Annotated in this window: 23 protein-coding genes; 8 read left to right on the top strand and 15 right to left on the bottom strand. The window is 43.8% G+C overall.

Annotation, left to right across the window (positions count from 1 at the left end; translation table 11 throughout):
• Positions 1–162: 162 nt before the first annotated feature.
• On the bottom strand, positions 163–1,236 hold the full coding sequence (locus INP83_RS02850; RefSeq protein WP_146273141.1) for an ATP-binding protein: 1,074 nt from the start codon (positions 1,234–1,236) through the stop codon (positions 163–165).
• Between the two features lie 175 nt (positions 1,237–1,411).
• On the opposite strand from INP83_RS02850, the gene efp reads away from it, so the two are divergent.
• The 4 genes from efp (at position 1,412) to rmuC (ending at position 4,088) form a co-directional block, all read left to right on the top strand.
• A complete protein-coding gene (gene efp / locus INP83_RS02845; protein WP_146273140.1) occupies positions 1,412–1,975 on the top strand; it encodes an elongation factor P in 564 nt (187 codons plus the stop codon).
• A gap of 176 nt (positions 1,976–2,151) precedes the next feature.
• On the top strand, positions 2,152–2,406 hold the full coding sequence (locus INP83_RS02840) for a hypothetical protein (protein ID WP_146273139.1): 255 nt from the start codon (positions 2,152–2,154) through the stop codon (positions 2,404–2,406).
• Between the two features lie 4 nt (positions 2,407–2,410).
• On the top strand, positions 2,411–2,656 hold the full coding sequence (locus INP83_RS02835) for a hypothetical protein (protein ID WP_146273138.1): 246 nt from the start codon (positions 2,411–2,413) through the stop codon (positions 2,654–2,656).
• Positions 2,657–2,714: 58 nt separating this feature from the next.
• Positions 2,715–4,088, top strand: coding sequence for a DNA recombination protein RmuC (gene rmuC / locus INP83_RS02830; RefSeq protein ID WP_146273137.1), 1,374 nt, complete (start codon positions 2,715–2,717; stop codon positions 4,086–4,088).
• 35 nt (positions 4,089–4,123) lie between these two features.
• Here rmuC and INP83_RS02825 read toward each other — a convergent pair whose 3' ends face one another.
• The 4 genes from INP83_RS02825 to INP83_RS02810 all read right to left on the bottom strand — a co-directional run bounded on the left by INP83_RS02825 (position 4,124) and on the right by INP83_RS02810 (position 11,081).
• Positions 4,124–6,397 (bottom strand): Tex family protein, encoded by a 2,274-nt coding sequence (locus INP83_RS02825; protein ID WP_219126220.1) that lies wholly within the window; start codon positions 6,395–6,397, stop codon positions 4,124–4,126.
• Positions 6,398–6,863: 466 nt separating this feature from the next.
• Positions 6,864–9,671 carry a DNA polymerase I gene (gene polA / locus INP83_RS02820; RefSeq protein ID WP_219126219.1) on the bottom strand — a complete coding sequence of 936 codons (2,808 nt, stop codon included), beginning with the start codon at positions 9,669–9,671 and terminating at the stop codon, positions 6,864–6,866.
• A gap of 348 nt (positions 9,672–10,019) precedes the next feature.
• Positions 10,020–10,574, bottom strand: coding sequence for a DNA-3-methyladenine glycosylase I (locus INP83_RS02815; protein WP_219126218.1), 555 nt, complete (start codon positions 10,572–10,574; stop codon positions 10,020–10,022).
• A 162-nt stretch (positions 10,575–10,736) separates the two neighbouring features.
• Positions 10,737–11,081, bottom strand: a complete 345-nt coding sequence (locus INP83_RS02810) for a carboxymuconolactone decarboxylase family protein (protein WP_183553441.1) — start codon at positions 11,079–11,081, stop codon at positions 10,737–10,739.
• A 115-nt stretch (positions 11,082–11,196) separates the two neighbouring features.
• On the opposite strand from INP83_RS02810, the gene INP83_RS02805 reads away from it, so the two are divergent.
• The 3 genes from INP83_RS02805 to INP83_RS02795 are packed head-to-tail and all read left to right on the top strand — an operon-like array spanning position 11,197 to position 12,372.
• Entirely contained in the window at positions 11,197–11,586 is a 390-nt protein-coding gene (locus tag INP83_RS02805; RefSeq protein WP_219126217.1) for a glyoxalase/bleomycin resistance/extradiol dioxygenase family protein, read from the top strand.
• A complete protein-coding gene (locus INP83_RS02800; RefSeq protein ID WP_146273131.1) occupies positions 11,586–11,948 on the top strand; it encodes a VOC family protein in 363 nt (120 codons plus the stop codon). The genes INP83_RS02805 and INP83_RS02800 overlap by 1 nt, the downstream gene beginning before the upstream one ends.
• A 52-nt stretch (positions 11,949–12,000) precedes the next feature.
• Entirely contained in the window at positions 12,001–12,372 is a 372-nt protein-coding gene (locus INP83_RS02795; protein WP_219126216.1) for a hypothetical protein, read from the top strand.
• Here INP83_RS02795 and INP83_RS02790 read toward each other — a convergent pair.
• The 9 genes from INP83_RS02790 to INP83_RS02750 all read right to left on the bottom strand — a co-directional run bounded on the left by INP83_RS02790 (position 12,353) and on the right by INP83_RS02750 (position 18,178).
• On the bottom strand, positions 12,353–12,688 hold the full coding sequence (locus INP83_RS02790; RefSeq protein ID WP_219126215.1) for an MGMT family protein: 336 nt from the start codon (positions 12,686–12,688) through the stop codon (positions 12,353–12,355). The genes INP83_RS02795 and INP83_RS02790 overlap by 20 nt on opposite strands.
• Before the next feature lies 1 nt (position 12,689).
• Complete coding sequence (gene trmB / locus INP83_RS02785) at positions 12,690–13,337, bottom strand: tRNA (guanosine(46)-N7)-methyltransferase TrmB (protein ID WP_219126214.1); 648 nt, start codon at positions 13,335–13,337, stop codon at positions 12,690–12,692.
• Positions 13,338–13,471: 134 nt separating this feature from the next.
• Complete coding sequence (locus INP83_RS02780; protein WP_146273127.1) at positions 13,472–13,924, bottom strand: hypothetical protein; 453 nt, start codon at positions 13,922–13,924, stop codon at positions 13,472–13,474.
• 4 nt (positions 13,925–13,928) lie between these two features.
• Positions 13,929–14,282 (bottom strand): phage holin family protein, encoded by a 354-nt coding sequence (locus INP83_RS02775; protein ID WP_146273126.1) that lies wholly within the window; start codon positions 14,280–14,282, stop codon positions 13,929–13,931.
• A gap of 42 nt (positions 14,283–14,324) precedes the next feature.
• Positions 14,325–14,591: a YtxH domain-containing protein gene (locus INP83_RS02770; RefSeq protein WP_146273125.1), complete on the bottom strand. Its 267-nt coding sequence runs from the start codon at positions 14,589–14,591 to the stop codon at positions 14,325–14,327.
• A gap of 68 nt (positions 14,592–14,659) precedes the next feature.
• Complete coding sequence (locus tag INP83_RS02765; RefSeq protein WP_146273124.1) at positions 14,660–15,706, bottom strand: AI-2E family transporter; 1,047 nt, start codon at positions 15,704–15,706, stop codon at positions 14,660–14,662.
• 76 nt (positions 15,707–15,782) lie between these two features.
• Positions 15,783–15,992 (bottom strand): histidine kinase dimerization/phospho-acceptor domain-containing protein, encoded by a 210-nt coding sequence (locus tag INP83_RS02760; RefSeq protein WP_219126213.1) that lies wholly within the window; start codon positions 15,990–15,992, stop codon positions 15,783–15,785.
• Position 15,993: 1 nt separating this feature from the next.
• Entirely contained in the window at positions 15,994–17,430 is a 1,437-nt protein-coding gene (locus INP83_RS02755) for a sigma-54 dependent transcriptional regulator (RefSeq protein ID WP_219126212.1), read from the bottom strand.
• Between the two features lie 181 nt (positions 17,431–17,611).
• Entirely contained in the window at positions 17,612–18,178 is a 567-nt protein-coding gene (locus INP83_RS02750) for a hypothetical protein (protein ID WP_146273121.1), read from the bottom strand.
• A gap of 324 nt (positions 18,179–18,502) precedes the next feature.
• On the opposite strand from INP83_RS02750, the gene INP83_RS02745 reads away from it, so the two are divergent.
• Positions 18,503–19,066 (top strand): hypothetical protein, encoded by a 564-nt coding sequence (locus INP83_RS02745; protein ID WP_219126211.1) that lies wholly within the window; start codon positions 18,503–18,505, stop codon positions 19,064–19,066.
• 1 nt (position 19,067) lies between these two features.
• Here INP83_RS02745 and INP83_RS02740 read toward each other — a convergent pair whose 3' ends face one another.
• Positions 19,068–19,856 carry an enoyl-CoA hydratase/isomerase family protein gene (locus tag INP83_RS02740; RefSeq protein WP_219126210.1) on the bottom strand — a complete coding sequence of 263 codons (789 nt, stop codon included), beginning with the start codon at positions 19,854–19,856 and terminating at the stop codon, positions 19,068–19,070.
• Positions 19,857–19,859 lie beyond the last annotated feature (3 nt).

Here is a 19,859-nt window from a genome sequence, read left to right as displayed (position 1 = left end):
AAAAATAAGTTTAAAATTCTGCTATAATTTAATCAAAAGTAGCTCTTGTTTGCCATTTATGTAGATTGGCTGTTACAGTTGGAAAGGTAAGATATAGCGCTTTGCAACCTTGTTGAAAAGCGAACAATAAATTCGAAAGGAAAGTTGATAGAAGGATTATAACTACCCCCGGAAAGACAGTGTAAATGTTGCGCCTTTGCTCGGCTGGCTATCCAGGGTAATGCTGCCACCTAAACTGGTAATGTGGCTATGAACCAAATACAAGCCTATGCCCTTACTGTCATCGTTTTGATGAAACTGCTGGTTAAGCCCAAACAGCTTACTTCCAATGGCAGGAAGATCAAACCCGATACCGTTGTCTTCAAATAACAACTGTTTAACGCCATTCACTATGTCCGTTCTTATCCTTATCTCGGCTTTTAAACCAGGCTTAGCGTATTTAATTGAATTGGTCATGAGGTTTAGGAAGATGCTCTCCATATAACACTCATTAAACTCAACCGTATCCCACATGGTAAAATCTGAAACGATAGTTGTACCTGATGCACTGATCAACGAGCTGATAGATAACATTACCGAGTCTATAATATCAGTTAAACAAACTTGTGTTTTGCTGGTAATTAAAGTTGATTGCCCTTTCAACCCATCAACATAACCATTAAGCATCTCGCGAAGATTGCCCACGGCAGATTGCATCACATCAATAAATTCCAGGGTTTCTGTGTCCCGTATCTTTGACCTGTCGAGCATGCTGAATATGGCAATAAGGTTATTAACCGGTGATCGCATGTTGTGTGATGTTGCATACGTTAGCTGCCTTAGATCCTGGTTTAAGGTGGTCAGATCTTTGATAAGGCCGTTGCGTTCTTCTTCAATTTTCTTTTTATGCGTAATATTTTTTGCAATGGCATAAACCGTTTGCGTGTCATCATCGGGTATTGACGTCCATGACAACCAAACCGTATCTCCACTTTTGGTGAGATAACGGTTTTCAAAATTTAGAAGGGGGATTCGGTTATGCAGGTTAACACGATGTTGTTGTGTCAAGTGCTGGTCTTGCGGGTGTACAAATTCATTAACAGGCTTTGAGAGTAGCTCCTGTTCACTAAAACCAAGTGTGCTTACAACAGCAGGATTCACCTTTTTGAAATATCCGTCGTATCCGGCAATGCAAAGCAGATCGGCAGAAAGTTCAAAAAACAGTTCAGCATTATATGTAGCAACCTCAACAGGCATGTTAATTTGTGATAAGTACTATGTTATTGTTAGAGGGGGATTATTGCATTATACGGCGGCACTTAAATTAGGTTACAACTTTTTGAGGTGAAGCTGCAAATGAGTAATCTTTGAAATCCATCTGTCTTAATTTAAAAGATTTACCTAATTTTGCCCCTCAATTATAATAAGTTATATGGCTAAAGCATCTGATGTAAAAAATGGTAATATTCTGCGCTTTAATGGCGAGCTGGTACAGGTAGAAGAATTTATACACCGCACACCGGGTAACCTTCGCGCTTTTTACCAAGCACGTATGCGTAACGTAAAAACCGGTAAATTGGTTGAGTACCGTTTCCGTACCGACGAAGAGGTAGATATTGCCCGTGTTGAAACCAATGATTATCAATACCTGTATGAAGATGGCGATTCATTAGTGATAATGGACAACACCTCGTACGATCAGCATAATGTACCCAAAGCGCTTTTTGGGCCTGCCGTTAAGTTCCTGAAAGAAGGAATGAACGTGATTGTTGCCTTTGAAAGTGATGAACCTATTATGGGCCAGATACCAAATTCGGCTGAGCTAGAGATCACCTACACTGAACCCGCTGTAAAAGGCGACACCTCAAGCGGCGCTTTGAAAATGGCAACAGTTGAAACTGGTGCTGAGATCCGCGTTCCGTTGTTCATCAATATTGGTGATAAAGTAAAGGTTGATACCGCTACCGGTTCTTACGTAGAGCGAGTGAAAGCGTAATAATCTGAGCAAAGTAATAATGAAAGTCCCGGCAAACAGTCGGGACTTTTTTATTTCATCTTATGCCTCTGCCGCTTAGCGATAAAAGACGCGTTTGCTTCAGCGATCCATAACTTTCATTTTAATTAAAACATGCCCCGTAACTGTTTGTACTATAATTACTAATAAGTTAGAGCATGAGAAAGCTGTTTATATATTTAGCGGTGTTGGCAGTTACTTCACTGGCGGCTTGCAAAGGAAACTCGACCGGGCAAACCGGCGGCGCAAAGGCTGATTCTGGCGCTACCAACGTTGGCAGTTCAGGGGCGACACCTGATAGCGCCGGCCAATCAGGCACCAGTTCTCCTACACCGGCAGGCACATCTGGTACCGATACCAGTACCACGGGTAAAGGTGTTACTAACCCTACAGTAGACACAACCAAAAAATAGGATGATGAAAAAGCGTATTTTATATTTCTGTATTGCAGGTATGGTAAGCCTTGCTGCATGCAAAGGGAACGGTTCAAAATCAGCATCAGACACAAGTGCTGCAGATAGCGGACAAGAACATGTTGGCAACCAATCTCCTACCGACACCGGAAAATTACCTGCAACGCCTGTTGAAACCGGTGGTAAAGATTCTACAGGTAATGGCGCAGGCACAACCAATATGCCTAAAGACACGGTGAAAACCCATTAGCCTGCTTTTTTAGCAATTATAAATTACCTACATTCGTTTTGCTAAAAATATTATCAGAATGAATGAGGTGATTTATGCCGTTTGCGGGTTGCTGGCTGGAGCGATATTAACCTTTGTTTTTAAGAAAGGGGCAACCGCCGGTATACCTTTGGCAGATGCCGACCGGTCACGCGCAGAAATTGAGCAACTGAAAATTGCCCTTGCCCGGGCGGAAGAAAAAGCGAGCAACGTATCGGCCGAAAAGGAAAACATAGTGGCGCATTTTAAGGATGCCCAAACCAGACTTTTGGATGAACTTTCATACGAGCGCTCTCAGCTGGCACAGGTTAACCAGTCTTTAGAGTCGTCCCGTTCTTACTTTAAGGCTCAACAGGAGAAACTTTCCGAACAAAAGCAGGAGATTGAAAATACCCGTCTCCATTTTCAACGCGAGTTTGAGAACATAGCCGAGAAATTGCTGAAAGAAAAATCGCGCGAATTTACAGATTTAAACAAAAACAGTATTCATGCTTTACTTAATCCGCTTAAGGACAATATCAAACAATTTGAGGAGAAGGTAGATAAGGTTTACAACATGGAAGCTGCCGAGCGTAATACCTTAAAAGGTGTTATTACGCAGTTGATGGAACTGAACCAGACCATTAGCGCAGAGGCATCAAATTTAACGAGGGCGCTAAAGGGCGACAACAAAAAGCAAGGCAACTGGGGCGAGGTGATACTGGAAAAAGTTTTGGAAAGAAGCGGTTTGCTGCGCGACCGCGAGTATCGTATACAAGCCAGTTTGAACAGTACCGACGGAGGCCGCTTCCAGCCCGACGTGATCATTGATCTTCCGGACAATAAGCACCTGATAATAGATTCAAAGGTGTCATTGATAGCTTATGAGCGCCTGGTGAATGCCGAAACCGAAGAAGAGCGTAAGTTATACTCAAAAGGCCATGTCGAATCCATCCGCGGGCATGTGCACAACCTTTCATCAAAGAACTACCACGATCTGCACCAGGTAAACTCGCCTGATTTTGTCCTGTTGTTTGTGCCAATAGAATCATCGTTCAGTTTTGCCGTACAGCTGGATGCCGAGTTGTTTAGCGATGCCTGGGAAAAACGGGTAGTTATTGTTAGCCCGAGCACGCTTCTTGCAACCTTGCGCACTATTGCCAGCATGTGGAAACAGGAACGCCAAAACCGTAACGTTATGGAGATAGCCCGCCTTAGCGGCACCATGTACGATAAGTTTGTTGGCTTTGTGAGCGACATGGAAAGCATTGGCAAAAACATTGGCCAAACGCAAACCGCATACGCCAATGCTTTTAACAAACTAACTGATGGTACCGGGAACCTTACCGTCACGGCCGAGAAAATCAAAAAATTAGGTGCAAAGGCAAATAAGCAAATAGATAACAGGTATTTGGATGAAGGCGAAGCCCAATGAACTTACATCTCAGTAATGATTTGATTAATCGTCCATTATTTAAACTTCCCCTTCAACGCAGCTAACTTAATAGCCATATCCGTCTCCGGCTCCTGCCTTTGCTGAGGGCGCTGGTTGAATGGCTTGTTAGCTGGGCGGTGCTCTTTAGGGCGATTATTCTGGCTATTGGTATTCGGTTCGCGCTTTTCGCTTTCCTTCATGCTGAGGGAAATGCGCTTGCGGTTCACATCAACTTCGGTAACAGTTACTTCAACCTGTTGGTGAACTTTTAAAACCTCATTTGGATCTTTTATAAAACGATTTGTTATCTGGCTCAAATGCACCAAACCATCCTGGTGAACGCCGATATCAACAAAGGCACCAAAATTAGTGATGTTGGTTACGATGCCCGGCAATTTCATGCCCACTTTTAGATCATTAATATCATTTACACCATCCGTAAAACTAAACGCCTCGAACTGCTCGCGCGGGTCGCGGCCGGGTTTGGCCAGCTCGGCGATGATATCGTTAAGTGTTGGTAAGCCCACGGTATCCGAAATGTATTTTTGTAGAGGGATAGAAGCGCGTAGCTTTTGGTCGCGCATCAGGTCGCGTACGCTGCATTTGAGGTCGGCGGCCATTTGTTCTACCAGGGCATAACGCTCGGGGTGAACGGCGCTTTCATCAAGCGGGTTCTCCGCTCCGCGAATACGCAGGAAACCTGCTGCTTGCTCAAATGCTTTATCGCCCAAACGAGCCACTTTCTTTAACTGGTTACGTTGTTTAAAAGCACCATTCTGGTTGCGGTAATCCACAATATTTTGCGCCAGTTGAGGCCCAAGGCCCGAGATGTATGCAAGGATCTGTTTTGATGCCGTATTCAGCTCAACACCCACAGCGTTCACACAGCTGATAACGGTATCATCCAGTGAGGTTTGCAATTTGTTTTGATCTACATCGTGCTGGTACTGGCCCACACCGATAGATTTCGGATCTATCTTTACCAGCTCGGCCAGCGGATCCATCAGCCTGCGACCGATAGATACCGCACCACGAACGGTAACATCCTGATCAGGAAATTCCTCGCGGGCCACGTCAGATGCCGAGTAGATAGAAGCACCGCTTTCGTTCACCATCACAATGGTTACACCCTGCAGGTTAAGCTTGCGAACAAAAACCTCAGTCTCGCGGCCGGCAGTACCATTACCAATGGCAATGGCTTCTATATCGTATTTTTTAAACAGGTGCTCAACGGTTTTCTCCGCCTCGCGGGCCTGGCCGGCACCCGTATGCGGGAAGATGGCCGTATATTCTAACAGTTTCCCCTGCTCATCTAAACAAACTACTTTACAACCTGTACGAAAACCCGGGTCAATGGCCATCATACGCTTTTGACCGAGTGGTGCACCAAGCAATAACTGGCGGGCATTCTCTGCAAAAACCCGGATAGCTTCTTCGTCTGCATTTTTCTTGGTCAGCAAACGGATCTCGGTCTCCATGGATGGTTTCAGCAAACGCTTGTACCCATCGGCGATAGCCAGTTTCATTTGGGTTGCTGCGGCATTATTGGCGGTTATAAACTCGCGCTTTAACAGGTCGATGGCATCCTCTTCCGTAGGTTTGATATCCAGCCATAGGATCTCTTCTTTTTCGCCGCGGCGCATGGCTAATACGCGGTGTGATGGTGCAGATTTAACGGGCTCCGTCCACTCGAAATAGTCTTTGTACTTGATGCCTGCTTCCTCTTTGCCCGGTATAACTTTCGACTCAAATACACCTTTCTCTGTAAACAATTGGCGCATCATGGCACGCGTTTCTGCATGCTCGCTAATGTATTCGGCAATGATATCGCGGGCGCCGGCCAAAGCCTCAGCAGCGTCTTTCACGCCTTTTGCTTCGTCGATATATTTGGCAGCTTCATCTTCTACATCAAATGTTTTTTGTGCGAGAATGGCATCTGCCAATGGCTGCAGGCCTTTTTCGCGGGCTGCGGTTGCGCGGGTTTTGCGTTTTGGACGGTATGGCAGGTATATATCCTCTAACAGCACCATCGTTTCGGCAGTGTTGATCTGTTGCTCCAACTCGGGCGTAAGTTTGCCAAGGTCGGCCAGTGATTTCAGGATTGCTTCGCGGCGTTTATCCAGATCGCGCAGTTGTTGCAAGCGGTCGCGGATGGCAGCTACTTGCACCTCATCCAAACTGCCGGTAAGTTCTTTACGGTAACGTGATATAAAGGGAACCGTTGCGCCTTCATCAAGCAGAGCAATTGTTGCCGCTACCTGTTTGCTGCCAACAGAAAGTTCCTGTGCTATTTTTATATTGTATTCCATTTTGGTTTGTGATTTCGCCGATTATTTGAGGATTGCACCGATGCAATTTCAAAATACCAGGACTGCGAAGTTGGGGGTAATTGGGAAGAAATGCAATTGAAAAATTACTGTCTAATGCATTTCACTGGTTGCGGGTAGCCTCTACGAGGCAAAAGCTTCTGTATTTGTTTTTTGCTACAAAGCGGTAACCTCTAATGAGGTATGCCAAGCAAATGATTTGGTAGGCTTGGTCACCTATTTATACCCATAGCCAAATCTGTCCCGTAGGGACTACCGCTTTGTAGAGAAATCCATTTGTTGCGATGTGGCAATCTCTAACGAGATATGACTGACAATAAGTTTTTTGAGATTATCTACTTACACCCATTGCCAAATCTGTCCCGTAGGGACTACCGCTTTGTAGGAAATATATAAGAAACGAATTTTGCTCCGTTAGGAGCAATCCTTCATCATTTGCTCAGAATAATTAATGTGCCTCCAGCCAGTTAAGTCCCGTGCCTATCTCCACCATAATCGGTACTTCGGTTTTAATAGCGTTCTTCATGTTTTCGGTGACGATAGGTTTGATGATATCCAGCTCGCTTTTTAGCACGTCGAAAACCAACTCATCATGCACCTGCATGGTCATTTTTGATTGCAGGTTTTTGGACTTCATTTCGCGGTGAATATTGATCATGGCTATCTTGATCATATCCGCTGCAGAGCCTTGTATCGGTGCGTTGATGGCATTTCGTTCGGCAAAACCACGTACGGTAGCATTGGCCGAATTGATATCCCTCAAGTAACGGCGGCGGCCCATCAGGGTGGTTACGTAACCATTCTCCCGGGCAAAATTCATGGTATCGCTCATATACTGTTTAATGCCCGGGTATTGCGCAAAATATTGTTCTATGATATCGGCAGCCTCTTTACGCGGGATACCCAGGTTTTGCGATAGACCAAATGCCGACTGCCCGTAAATAATACCGAAGTTAACGGCCTTGGCGTTGCGGCGCTGCGTGCTATCCACGTCTTCTAAAGCAACACCATAAACTTTGGCGGCAGTAGCGGTGTGGATATCCACATTATCGATAAAAGCCTGGCGCATGTTAGGGTCCTTGCTTATCTCAGCAATAATGCGCAGCTCTATCTGCGAATAATCTGCAGATACAATGATGTGGTTCTCATCTCTTGGGATAAAGGCCTTGCGCACCTCGCGGCCACGCTCGGTGCGGATAGGTATGTTCTGCAGGTTAGGATTAGTTGAACTTAACCTGCCGGTTGCGGCCACAGCTTGGTTATATGAGGTATGCACACGACCAGTTTTGGCATTCACCATAGTTGGCAGCGCGTCTACATATGTTGATTTCAGCTTTTGCAACTGGCGGAAATCTAATATATCTCTTACAATGTCGCTCTTCGCAGCCAAGGCCATCAGCACATCCTCGCCGGTTTGGTACTGACCGGTTTTGGTTTTCTTGGCTTTGGGATCAAGCATCAGCTTTTCGAACAATACCTCGCCCAATTGCTTTGGCGATGCAATGTTGAAACGCACGCCAGCCTTTTCATAAACTGTTTTTTCCAGTTTGGCAATATCGGTTTCCAGTTCTTTGGAGAATTCGCGCAGTGTATCGTTATCAATTTTAACGCCTTCGTGTTCTATATCGGCCAATACATATATAAGCGGGTTCTCTATTTCATGAAGCAGTTTTTCGGCCTCCACTTCTTTTATCTTAGGCTCAAAAACGGTGCGGAGCTGCAAAGTTACATCGGCATCTTCTGCAGCGTAATCTTTTATTTTTTCGATCTCCACATCGCGCATGTTACCCTGATTCTTGCCTTTAGGACCTATCAACTCAGTAATTGAAACCGGTTTGTAGCTCAGGTAATTTTCAGACAGAATATCCATATTGTGGCGGGTATCCGGGTCGATAACGTAATGCGCCATCATGGTATCAAAGAGGTCGCCTTTCATTTCCACATCATACCATTTCAGCATCAGGATGTCGAACTTGAGGTTCTGGCCTGTTTTGCCAATGTTAGCATCCTCAAATACAGATTTAAATTCAGCAACTATTTTTTTGGTCTCGGCTTCATCATGAGGTACCGGCACGTACCATGCCTGGTGATGTTTCACTGCGAACGACAGGCCTACCAACTCGCAGAAGTTGGCATCGGTACCTGTGGTTTCAGTGTCAAAGCAAATGTGCTTTTGCGCTTTAAGTATATCGATCAGTTCGGCGCGTTTTTCAAACGTATCGGCCAGTATGTATTCGTGCTCAATGGTATTGATGTTCTTGATCTCAACCGGTGCAGGCGGATCATAAATGTCCTGAACTTCAACCTCCAGTGTACGGCCACCAGCAACAGGGTTGCCAAACAGATCGGTTTGTACGGATGTGGCACGGGTTTCAGTAATACTGAAATCGTCGCCAAACACCCGGCGGCCCAGCGTACGGAACTCCAGCTCGGCAAAAAGCGGCTCCAGCAGGTCTTTGCTTGGGGCGCACATTTCCAGGCCGGCCTCATCCAGTTCCACAGGAACGTTTAACAGAATAGTTGCTAATTTTTTTGAAAGGAGGCCTTGCTCGGCGTAAGTTTCCACGTTCTCTTTCAACTTACCCTTCAACTCATGGCTGTGGGCAATAATGTTCTCCATGGAGCCATATTGCTTGATCAGTGCTTTCGCAGTTTTCTCGCCAATGCCCGGTATGCCGGGGATATTATCCACTGCATCGCCCCAAAGGCCGAGGATATCTATAACCTGTTCTACGCGTTCAACCTCCCATTTTTTACAAACTTCTTCAACGCCCAATATCTCCATATCGTTACCCATACGGGCCGGTTTGTAGATACGGATGTTCTCTGATACCAACTGCGCAAAATCCTTATCGGGCGTCATACAGTATACCTGGTAGCCTTTAGCCTCAGCTTTTTTGGCAAGGGTGCCTATAATATCGTCGGCCTCGTAACCGTCAGAAGTGATCAGTGGAATATTAAAACCCAGCACTACGTTAAATATATACGGCATCGCTTTGGCCAGGTCCTCGGGCATCGCTTCGCGGTGTGCTTTATAATGAACGTAATCGGTATGGCGCTCGGTTGGTGCATCGGTGTCAAATACTACCGCCATGTGAGTGGGTTTTTCCTTTTTCAGAACATCGAGCAACGTGTTGGTAAAACCCATTACAGCAGAGGTGTTTAAACCGCCCGATGTAAAACGCGGACTTTTACTTAACGCAAAATGGGCCCGGTATATCAGGGCCATACCGTCTAAAAGGAATAGCTTTTTCATGATTATTTTCTGGATGCACCGATTGTTGGATCGATTTCACCGATGTATCAAAAGTACAATTTCATGGGATTAATATCGAACACCGAATAAGAAATGCTGAACACGGTTTTGTTCAAGATTATTTGAGAGCGTGTTGTAGAAATCGCGTTTACATCGACTCCCCCCGACATCGCTACGCTTCGTCACCCCTCTCTACGCAAGCGTAAAGAGGGGGGCTGTTTTAGCTTATATTTTTCTCTTACCCTCTTTGCTGCTTGCAGCAGAGAGGGTGGTCCAGCGTAGCGTAGATCAGGTAAGTTAACTACATGGACGTGGCACTTAGCACAAGAGGGCTTATTATAGCTATCATTATCTAAAGCTACACTCAGGCACGTGATCATTCACCATGCCGGTGGCCTGCATAAAGGCGTAGCAGATGGTGGTGCCGAAGAATTTGAAGCCGCGCTTTTTCATGTCTTTGGCAATGGCGTCAGACTCGGGCGTGCTTACATGAGGGCCGGTATAGGCGGTTACAGGTTTACCATCAGGCATAAAACTATACAAGTATTTATCAAAAGAGCCAAACTCTTTCTGTATATCGATGAACAGCTGGGCGTTGCGGATAGCCGAACTGATCTTTAACCGGTTACGGATTATGCCTGCATCATTGAGCAAACGTTCCTTATCCTTGTCGGTAAAGGCGGCAACTTTTTTTACATCGAAACCGGCGAAAGCTTTCCTGTAGTTATCGCGCCTACGCAATATGGTGATCCAACTTAGGCCTGCTTGCGCAGCCTCAAGGGTTAGAAACTCAAAGAATATTTTATCGTCGTGAACGGTTTTACCCCATTCTTTGTCATGGTATTCCATGTATAATGGGTCGGTACCGCACCAGGAGCAGCGGGTTAGTTCTTTAATTGACATACAATATATTTATATGTCATTGCGAGAGCGTAGCGACGTGGCAATCTCAGAGTACAAGTAGATATGCTGAGATTATTGATGTGTATACCTTTAAGAATATGGTATCAATGAGCTCCCTACGGTCGGTTGTCCGCGCTATCGCTCGCAATGACATAGTGAAAGTTATAAACCATTTAACTCATCCCAATACTCAACCGCTCTTCGGTAGTGAGGGATCACAATTGAGCCGCCTACAAGATTCGCTATCATGAATACTTCGTTCATTTCATCGTGCTTTACGCCTGCTTCATGGCATTTGCCCAAGTGATACTTTATACAGTCGTCGCAGCGAAGAACCATTGAGGCAACCAGCCCCAGCATTTCCTTGGTCTTTACATCCAGGGCACCATCAGCATAAGTGGTAGTATCCAGCGCAAAAAAGCGTTTGATGTTGGTATTGGCGGTCTCCATTATCCTGTCGTTCATTTTGGTACGATAGGCTTCAAAATCGTTTATTAATTGTCCCATTTTATTAGTGAGTGTCCGATAGCTATCGGTATAGTAAATGTTAAATACGAAAGTAAAAATGTTTATTTGGCTGCAATAGCTTAAATCATAAATTTACTGCATAATTAAATACACCATGGAATCTTTATCACCCAACATTTTCGTTACCGATATCAAACAAACTGTTAATTTCTATAAAATTTTAGGCTTTACAACCGAAATGACCGTGCCCGAAGATGGAGAACATATGGTTTGGGCGATGATGAAAAATGGCAACGTTACCTTTATGTTCCAAACATTTGCAAGCCTTGATGAATCAGATGATAACCTGCCCCATGTTTCCCGTACCAATGGCGGTTCATTGTTGCTTTACATAAGCGTTAAAGATATCAAGGCTTTGTTTGATAGGATAAAAAATAAAGTTACCGTGTTGAAAGGCCTCGAAAAGACCTTTTATGGCGCAACTGAGTTTACTATACTTGATAACAACAACTACGTTTTAACTTTTGCAGAGCACGACGCATAATGGTCCAATTTAAACGCCTCGATCACTTCCACGTTTGTGTTCCACCCGAAAGGTTGGAAGAAGCAAAAATATTTTATGCCGATATTTTAGGGCTGGAATTGATAGATCGCCCCGATCACTTATTTTCATCAGCCGGTTATTGGTTTAACATAGGCAACGTGCAACTGCACATCGGTGTTGAACCTGCTTTGCCACACAGCATAAGGCACACCGCTTTTGAAGTTGAGGATGTTGATGTTGCACGCCAACTATTACAAGAAAACAATATCGAAATAGTTGAAGAACCCGTTATTCCCGGCCGCAAACGCTTTGCTTTTATTGATCCGTTTGGTAACCGCATGGAGTTATTACAACTAATATGAGTAATACAATCTGCATGGCCTGATTTCTGCGTATGTACGCAAAACGCGTACAATGAAGTTGATCTCCCCCAAATTACATGGCATTATTGACTACATGCTCATCATTTTCCTGTTCATGTCGCCAGTGGCATTCAGCATGACCAGCGAAACCAGTGCGCAGGTTTACACTTTGGCGGTGGTGCAGATGTTGCTTACAATCGTTACCAATTATAGCTTCGGCATGTTTAGGGCTATACCATTAAAAGTACATGGTATCATAGAGCTATTGCTTTGTGTTGGGATGGTAGTTGCCGCTTTCACAATTTTTAAATATGATGAGCGCGCCCGGGGATATTATCTTGGCTTGGCGATCTTTTGGTTTATCGTAGTAGTGTTTTCTGACTATGATAAAAGCAGGGATGGAGTTAAAGCTCCAATTCTATAGCCGGATCCCAAAATAGTACTTTAAAATTTTGCACTTGGTCTTCTTTTACTTCTACGCCTTCGCTTTCCAGCAGCTCCTGCATGGTATTGCCGCCAAAATGGAATTTGCCTGTTAAAAGACCACTCCTGTTTACAACCCGGTGCGCCGGTACAGGTGGGTTTGCCGAACCGGCTACCTGCATGGCATAGCCAACAACCCTCGATGATCTTTTTGCGCCAAGATAGGAGGCGATAGCTCCGTATGAGGTTACTCTCCCTTTAGGTATCTGGCGAACCACATCATAAACGTTGTCGTAAAAGTTGTAGTCCTCTGCCATGTTAAAAAGAGAATTTAACGTAGTTGATATTCTTATTGCTTGCCAGGTATTTCTTCTCGTAGTAGGTTTTTATAGAAAGCACTTCATCAGCATATGGAGAATGATAAAGGTCTTCTGTTCTCGCCGCAATATTCAGTCCCAATTCCAGTATCTTTTCTACCGTGTAAGCGTGCAAGCCGTCGTTGTCTGTTTTAAGGTTAACAAAGCCGCCGGGTTTCAACAATTCCTTATATTTTTCCAGGAAACGGGGAGATGTTAAGCGCTTTTTTTCTCTGCTTAGCTGGGGCTGCGGATCGGGGAAGGTGATCCATATTTCATCCACTTCTCCAGGAGCAAAATAATCTAAAAGGTTTTCTATTTGTATGCGCAGAAAGCCCACGTTTGGCACACCTTCTTCAATGGCTGTTTTAGCACCGCGCCAAATGCGGTTGCCTTTATAGTCAATACCAATAAAATTTTTATGTGGGAACATTTGGGCAAGGTTAACCGTGTATTCGCCTTTTCCACAGGCCAGCTCAAGTACTACAGGGTTTTCATTCTTAAAGAAATCAATGGCCCACTTACCTTTGTAAGGTTGCCCGGCCTCCAGTTGTACCACGTTATCAAACGTTTCAATTTCAGCAAAACGCCTTAATTTGTCTTTTCCCATCAGGCTGCAAAAATAATGAAATTTGGGAGAAAGAGGGGCGAAGCCAAACTTACGCAAGTTCCTTAAAAAGCTAAAGGGATAAACGCATGGCGCTTATCCCTTTCACGGTTGTGTTTCGCAACAGAACCGGTATCTTATACCTGCGGAAGTATTGGTTGCGGTTTGATCACCTCAACTTTGACTTTTACAGGTTTTTCTTTCTTCTTAAATAGGTTATTAAAAATACCCTTTGCTTTATCCCAAACACTTGTTACCGACTCCTCATTGATATAACCTGAAGCTTTTTGTGATAAAATGCCTACTATGGTTTTAACAATGAAGTTTGATTTGCGGAACAAGGTTTTGTTAAGCGTTAATGGCAACAAGAACCTTGATATAAGCCCCAAGAAATCCTGCTTAAAAAAACCTGCACTTTTTACCCCATCAATAGTTGATGATGTGCCCGGAAATAATGATAGCACGGTTGAAAATATTGCTCCCGGGCCGGAGAAGCGTGCTTTTAAAGCTCCGCTTTGTATAACTTCCAGGTTTTTTAAGCGCGCTATTTCGCTTTTTAATTCTTGTATGTCTCTGATAGGTGTTTCCATGCGCTTACTTAAATAGCTTCCTAACCATAATGTTAATAAGCGGACGCTCGAATGTGCGCTTGGCCGCCATAATTATAAATGCCAGCAAGGCATAAAACGCAGTTACACAACCAAAGCCTTGCCAGTATGAATGCAACAGGTCGCTAACCCACAATGCAAGTGTAAAGCTCAGGAAAAGGAAAGCGAGCAACCAAAGTATGATGATCACAATATCAGTAATAATGTCAGCAACTATTGAAGTGCTGCGCTCGATCACCTCGTATTTGATCAGTTTAAAACGGGTTTCGGCATACTCCTTTAACTGGTCAATTATAGGGCGTACCGGCTCGTGTTGTTCTTTTTCTTTAGCTTGTTCCATGGTTTTTGTTTAGCTCCTGGTGGTATTGGCCACAGGGGTTAATTATGCGTGTTCCAGATCGTCCTGGTACTCTTCTTCAGCACCCTTTACTTTGTTCATTATATTTTCTACAACCTTGTCTTTCATGCCAACAAGTTTGTCAATTTCTGCAGCGGCGGTCTCCTTGATAGAATCGCCAAGGTTAGCTAATGATTCAGATAGTTTATCGCGGGTTTCAGAACCTCTGTCAGGGGCAAATAAAATCCCTAATGCTGCGCCTGCGGCTAATCCGGCAAGCAGGGCAACTGCCACTTTTGCGTTATCGTTCATAATTGTATAAATTTTTAAGTTGAGTATTTGTTTTATTAATTATTAAATAAGTGTCTTTTGGCAGCCACTTAAGGCGCATCAGGCCCAACGCGTATGCGCTCTAATCTGTCTGCGGCCATCCTGTTGGTTTCATATATCTCTAACAATAATAGGAAATATGATAACAATACCGGGCCAAAAACTAACCCAAGTATACCAAATAAAGGCAAACCTATAAACACCCCAATAACGGTTATGATAGGGTGCGTATTACCTATGCGGCGGTTAATGATAAGGCGTAGCACGTTATCTACATTACCGATGAAAAGGATGCCATATAGCAGCAAGGCCACGCCCTGCCACTTATCACCATTGGCATACAGGATGATAGATGCGGGGATACATAATGTAGGCGCACCCACAACAGGGAGAAACGAAATAAACGCACCGATTATACCCCAGAAAATAGGATCAGGTATTTTGGCAAGCCAGAAACCGTTAGCGAGCAGCGCGCCCTGTACAATGGCTATAATGCCCTGGCCTAATACATTTGAGTAGGTGGAATTACGCAGTTCTGTAGCAAACTTTAAAGCATGCTGCTCACGAAAGGGTGCATATTTTAACAAGCCAATTTCAAACTCGCGCATTTGCACAAACATAAAATATAACAGAAAGTACATCACCAACAAAGTAAGTACAATGCTGGCAGCACTGCTTAACAACGAGGGGAAAAGGTCGGCAGCGTATGCTCCAAGCTTTTGCAGTGTATTTTCTGCAAAGTGCGGTTGGCCCAGGTTGGTCGCCGTAAATGCGTCTATCTTTTGTGTCCACTTATCAATTGGTATTGTTTCCCTGTTAATGCTGGATATTTTGCCGATAACCATAATGCTGATGAACAGGAACGGTATCACGATAACCAGTAAGGATAACACAATGATAATGGTTGCTGCCAGGGCGCGGTTAAACCTGCGCCGCTCAACCATCCATAAATAGAAAGGCCTGAAAATGGTGAATAGTACAATGGCCCCAAGTATCGAGCTGAAAAGTTCGGTTAATGCGTACAGCAAGAAACAGCCAAGCACAATTATGCTTACCAGTATAATATTGTTACGCTGCTTATAATTGAAAATGGACATGGCCCTTTACACCGTAAAGTTTAGTGTTTGCTATAAAACAAAAAAGCGCCGAAAAGTTTAGCGCTTTGTGTTAATATTATTTGTGATCGGCCAATAGCTTGTCGATCCTTTTGGCAGACTCTGCAATGCTGCTTAAATAAAGGGCAAGGTCCTCGCTGGTTTGGTCGCACTCAAACTCAAGCCCGGCTAACGCCAATTGTATGTTCGATAGCTGGTTACGTATATCGTGCCTTAGCTTTAAAAAATCGCCGTCGCCCTGTAGGCTTTGTTGCTCCTCTGTCGCCATTCTATTTCAGATTAATGGCTTTCATCTTATTATATAGCGTTTTGCGATCAATATTCAATATCTCGGCAGCTTTAGTTTTATTGAAATTAACTTCGCGTAATACTCTTAAAATAGTTTCATGCTCGGCCCCAAGAGCGGCATTTTTAAGATCGTGCTTTGGTTCTTTTGCATCGCTACCGGCTGAAATAGCTGATGCTGAAGACGACGACATTGCCGGTTCGAAACCTGATACCCTGTAGTTGGATATCTCTAAAGGCAACACCTTCATGGTAATCTCATTACCCTCTGTAAGCAAAGTTGCCCGCCTCACTACGTTCTTTAACTCACGGATGTTACCTTGCCAGCGATAGTTCATAAAACAATCAACCACATCAGGCGAGAAACTGCTCACGTTTCGGTCAAGCTCCTGGTTGGCCACTTTTAAGAAATGTTCTGCCAGCATCATAATATCGTTGCCACGCTCCCGCAACGGCGGCATGTAAATGCTGAACTCGTTAAACCGGTGATAGAGGTCCTCGCGGAAACGGCCTTTATTTATGCCTTCCTGCAGGTTTTCATTGGTAGCTATAATGATACGTACATCGAGGTCTATCTCTTTGGTGCTGCCTATGCGTTTTACTTTGCGTTCCTGCACGGTACGTAATAAAGCAGCCTGTATCTCGTAAGAAAGATTACCTACCTCATCCAAAAAAAGCGTACCGCCATTAGCCATTTCAAAATGGCCTATTTTGGTATACAACGCGCCTGTGAAAGATCCCTTTTCATGACCAAAAAATTCACTTGCAGCCAGTTCTTTTGTTAGTGATCCGCAATCCATAGCCACAAAGGGTTGGTTGGCCCGCTGGCTGTTCATGTGTATACTTTTAGCAACCGATTCTTTACCGGTGCCGCTTTCGCCCAGGATGATAACGCTGTAATTGGTAGGAGAAACCAGCTCAATTTGCCTGTAAAGCTCTTTTGAAGCTTTGCTGGTACCCACCACAAATTCGCCGGTTAAGATCTGCTTTTTGATCTCTTTTGAACTGGTGACTTTAGCAGGTGTGCTGTAATCATTCGCCGCAATTTCCTGTAAGGCGTATTGGGTTTCAATGGCCTTGGTGATAGTGTTTAAGATCTCATCCGGATAAAGTGGCTTGGTGATATAATCATACGCCCCCATCTTTATCAGTTCAACCGCCATTTTAATATCAGAATAGCCTGTTATAATAATTACGCCGGTTTTAGGGTAAAGTGACTTGATACTTTTCAACATTTCGCGGCCATCGGTATCTTCCAGCCTGAAATCACAAAGGACAAGGTCATACTCGTCCTTCTTAAGGCATTCCATCCCTGCGCTGCCGTTGGCTGCAGTGCTCACTTCGAAGCCATTGCGGGTTAAAAACTTTGAAAGCAATAACCCTACGTTCACTTCATCGTCAATGATGAGAATTTTCTTCATACAGTACTATCTGGGGGCGGTAAATGTAGTTTGCATGCTTACGCCGCAAACAATCGCTAAATTATCAGAAATATTGTTATTTGCTTAATTATAGACAAAATTTGCCGCTAAATAAAAAAGGGAGACTGTTAAAGTCTCCCTTTTTTATTCAATTGTTGTTTTTTGTAGGTTTTTATCTTGCTTAGAAGCCGTAAGCTAAACGTAAGCCTAAGAATTTAACTTTGCTATCAAAGTTGCTTACGTAGTTGCTGGTTGATTCATAACGGATACCCGCATCAATAAAGTTACCACTTGCACTAACCGGGAATTGAACACCGATTTGCGGAGCCCATACAAATGCAGTTGATTTGTCATTGTAGAAATCTTTGTTCAACAAGAAAGCTGCACCTGCTTCACCCTGGATGTAGAAGTTTTGTACCGGGAAGAATTTAAGACCTGCTTTAACCGGGATCAACTGAACGTTAGGAACATCAACGCCTGCAATTGTTTTGCCAAAGAAGTTGTTGAAGCCTGCGTTAACAGTAACAAATAATTGTTGAGCTACAGGGATATCAGCCTGTACCGAACCGCCAAGGTTCCATTTGTGACTGTCTTTAAAATTGCCAATAGGTACGCCTGTTTCAACGCCGATGCTGTAACGCACGCCATTATTTGTAGTAGTAGTTGTTGTTGTAGTTTGTGCTTTGGCAGAGTATGATAAACCTGCAAATGCTAAAACTAATGCTGCGATTTTTAATGTACTTTTCATGGTCATATTTAATTTAAATGTGTGCTGTTTTTCATTAGCACGAGGCAAAGTAAAGCACCAAATGGCATTCGAATTTTCATCCTATTGTCACGAATATTCAATCGATTGATTAACAATAAATTAATTTTGACCATTAGGTATAAATAGTCAAACGAGTGTCAGAAATCGGTGAAAATAAGATGAAAAACAGCGATTTATAAGTTTTTAGGTTTTAAAATTGGAAGATGATATTGCTTGTTTTTAATAACATTTCCTTAACATTAAGATGTTAGCATCAATTTAAAATAGATGTTGAGTGCTTGCTAATTATTAGTAAATTTAAACATGCAGATAGTTTATACGCTTATACATCTTTTTAGTAATCTTCTTATAAGGGGAATGTGCGTAACTACCATATCGGTTATATTAGCCGGAAAGCTGTTTAATACTGACAACAGGAAGGCTTTAGAGATTATCAGATGGGTAATAGTAAGTTACGCAGTACTGAATATTTGCGAGATAGCGATTGGGTATTTTAGCTCTGCCGAGATAATCAGCTTTTCTGAGCAGGCGAACGACCATTATTGGTGGGCCTTTTATATTAAACTCTTCTCAAGCACTGTACTGCCGCTGCTCCTGATCAATAAAAACCAGGGACGCAATAAATATGTACTGCTATCCATATCGCTTTTAATAAACTTGAGCTGGTTTTTTGAACTTACTGCATTATATGCTAATGGATTTTATGGCGGTAGAAATGACGCAGTGCTCGCTACTTATTTAGGGTATCTTGTTTTAAAGGGACTGTTAGTTGGTGGCATTATATATGCAACGGGCAATGCCTTAGCATCCGTTCAACAAAGGTTTAGCTCTGGCCTAAGCAGGATCAGCTTTCAAAAGCGCGCTTAGATCAATCGCGCTGAGTACTGAAATTTGGCTGGCGTTTTTCCATAAAAGCTGATACTCCTTCAATAAAATCCGGCGTACCAAAGCACTTTCCAAATTCTTCTATTTCAGTATTATAACCATTACCGGGGTCAACCAGCCCGGCGTTAACGGCTCTTATAGCCGCTGCCACAGCCATCGGCGAACGGGTAAGTATTTTGTTTATTATTTCTTCTGCCTTTGGTATCAGATCGTCTGCAAAAACAACATGGTTTACCAAGCCCAATTGCAACGCTTCGGCAGCGCTTATCATATCTGCGGTCAAGATCATTTCTAAAGCCTTGCCGCGGCCAACCAATTGCGTAAGTCGCTGTGTGCCTCCATAGCCTGGTATTAAACCTAACGTAACTTCTGGCAAGCCCATTTTTGCGTTCTCAGAAGCTATGCGGATGTGGCAGGCCATAGCCAGTTCTAAGCCGCCGCCAAGTGCAAAGCCATTTACTGCTGCTATCACCGGCTTTTTACCATTTGCTATTATATCAAATACAGTGCTTTGGCCGCGTAGTGCTATTTCCTTGCCTCCCTCATAACCCAAACCATCAAACTCAACAATGTCTGCACCGGCCACAAAAGCCTTGGTACCTTTACCGGTTAGTATTATTCCGCCTACGGCCGGGTCCTTAAAAGCCGCAGTAAATGCGTCATGCAGCTCGGCAAGTGTAAAGCGGTTTAGGGCATTCAGCTTTTTCTCCCTGTCAATAGTAATATATTGTATGCGACCAATCGTCTCAACTTTGATATGCTCAAATTCCATGGT

Source organism: Mucilaginibacter sp. 21P (assembly GCF_019331605.1).
GTDB classification, from domain to species: Bacteria; Bacteroidota; Bacteroidia; order Sphingobacteriales; family Sphingobacteriaceae; genus Mucilaginibacter; species Mucilaginibacter achroorhodeus.
This window is presented reverse-complemented; position numbering and strand designations above follow the sequence as displayed.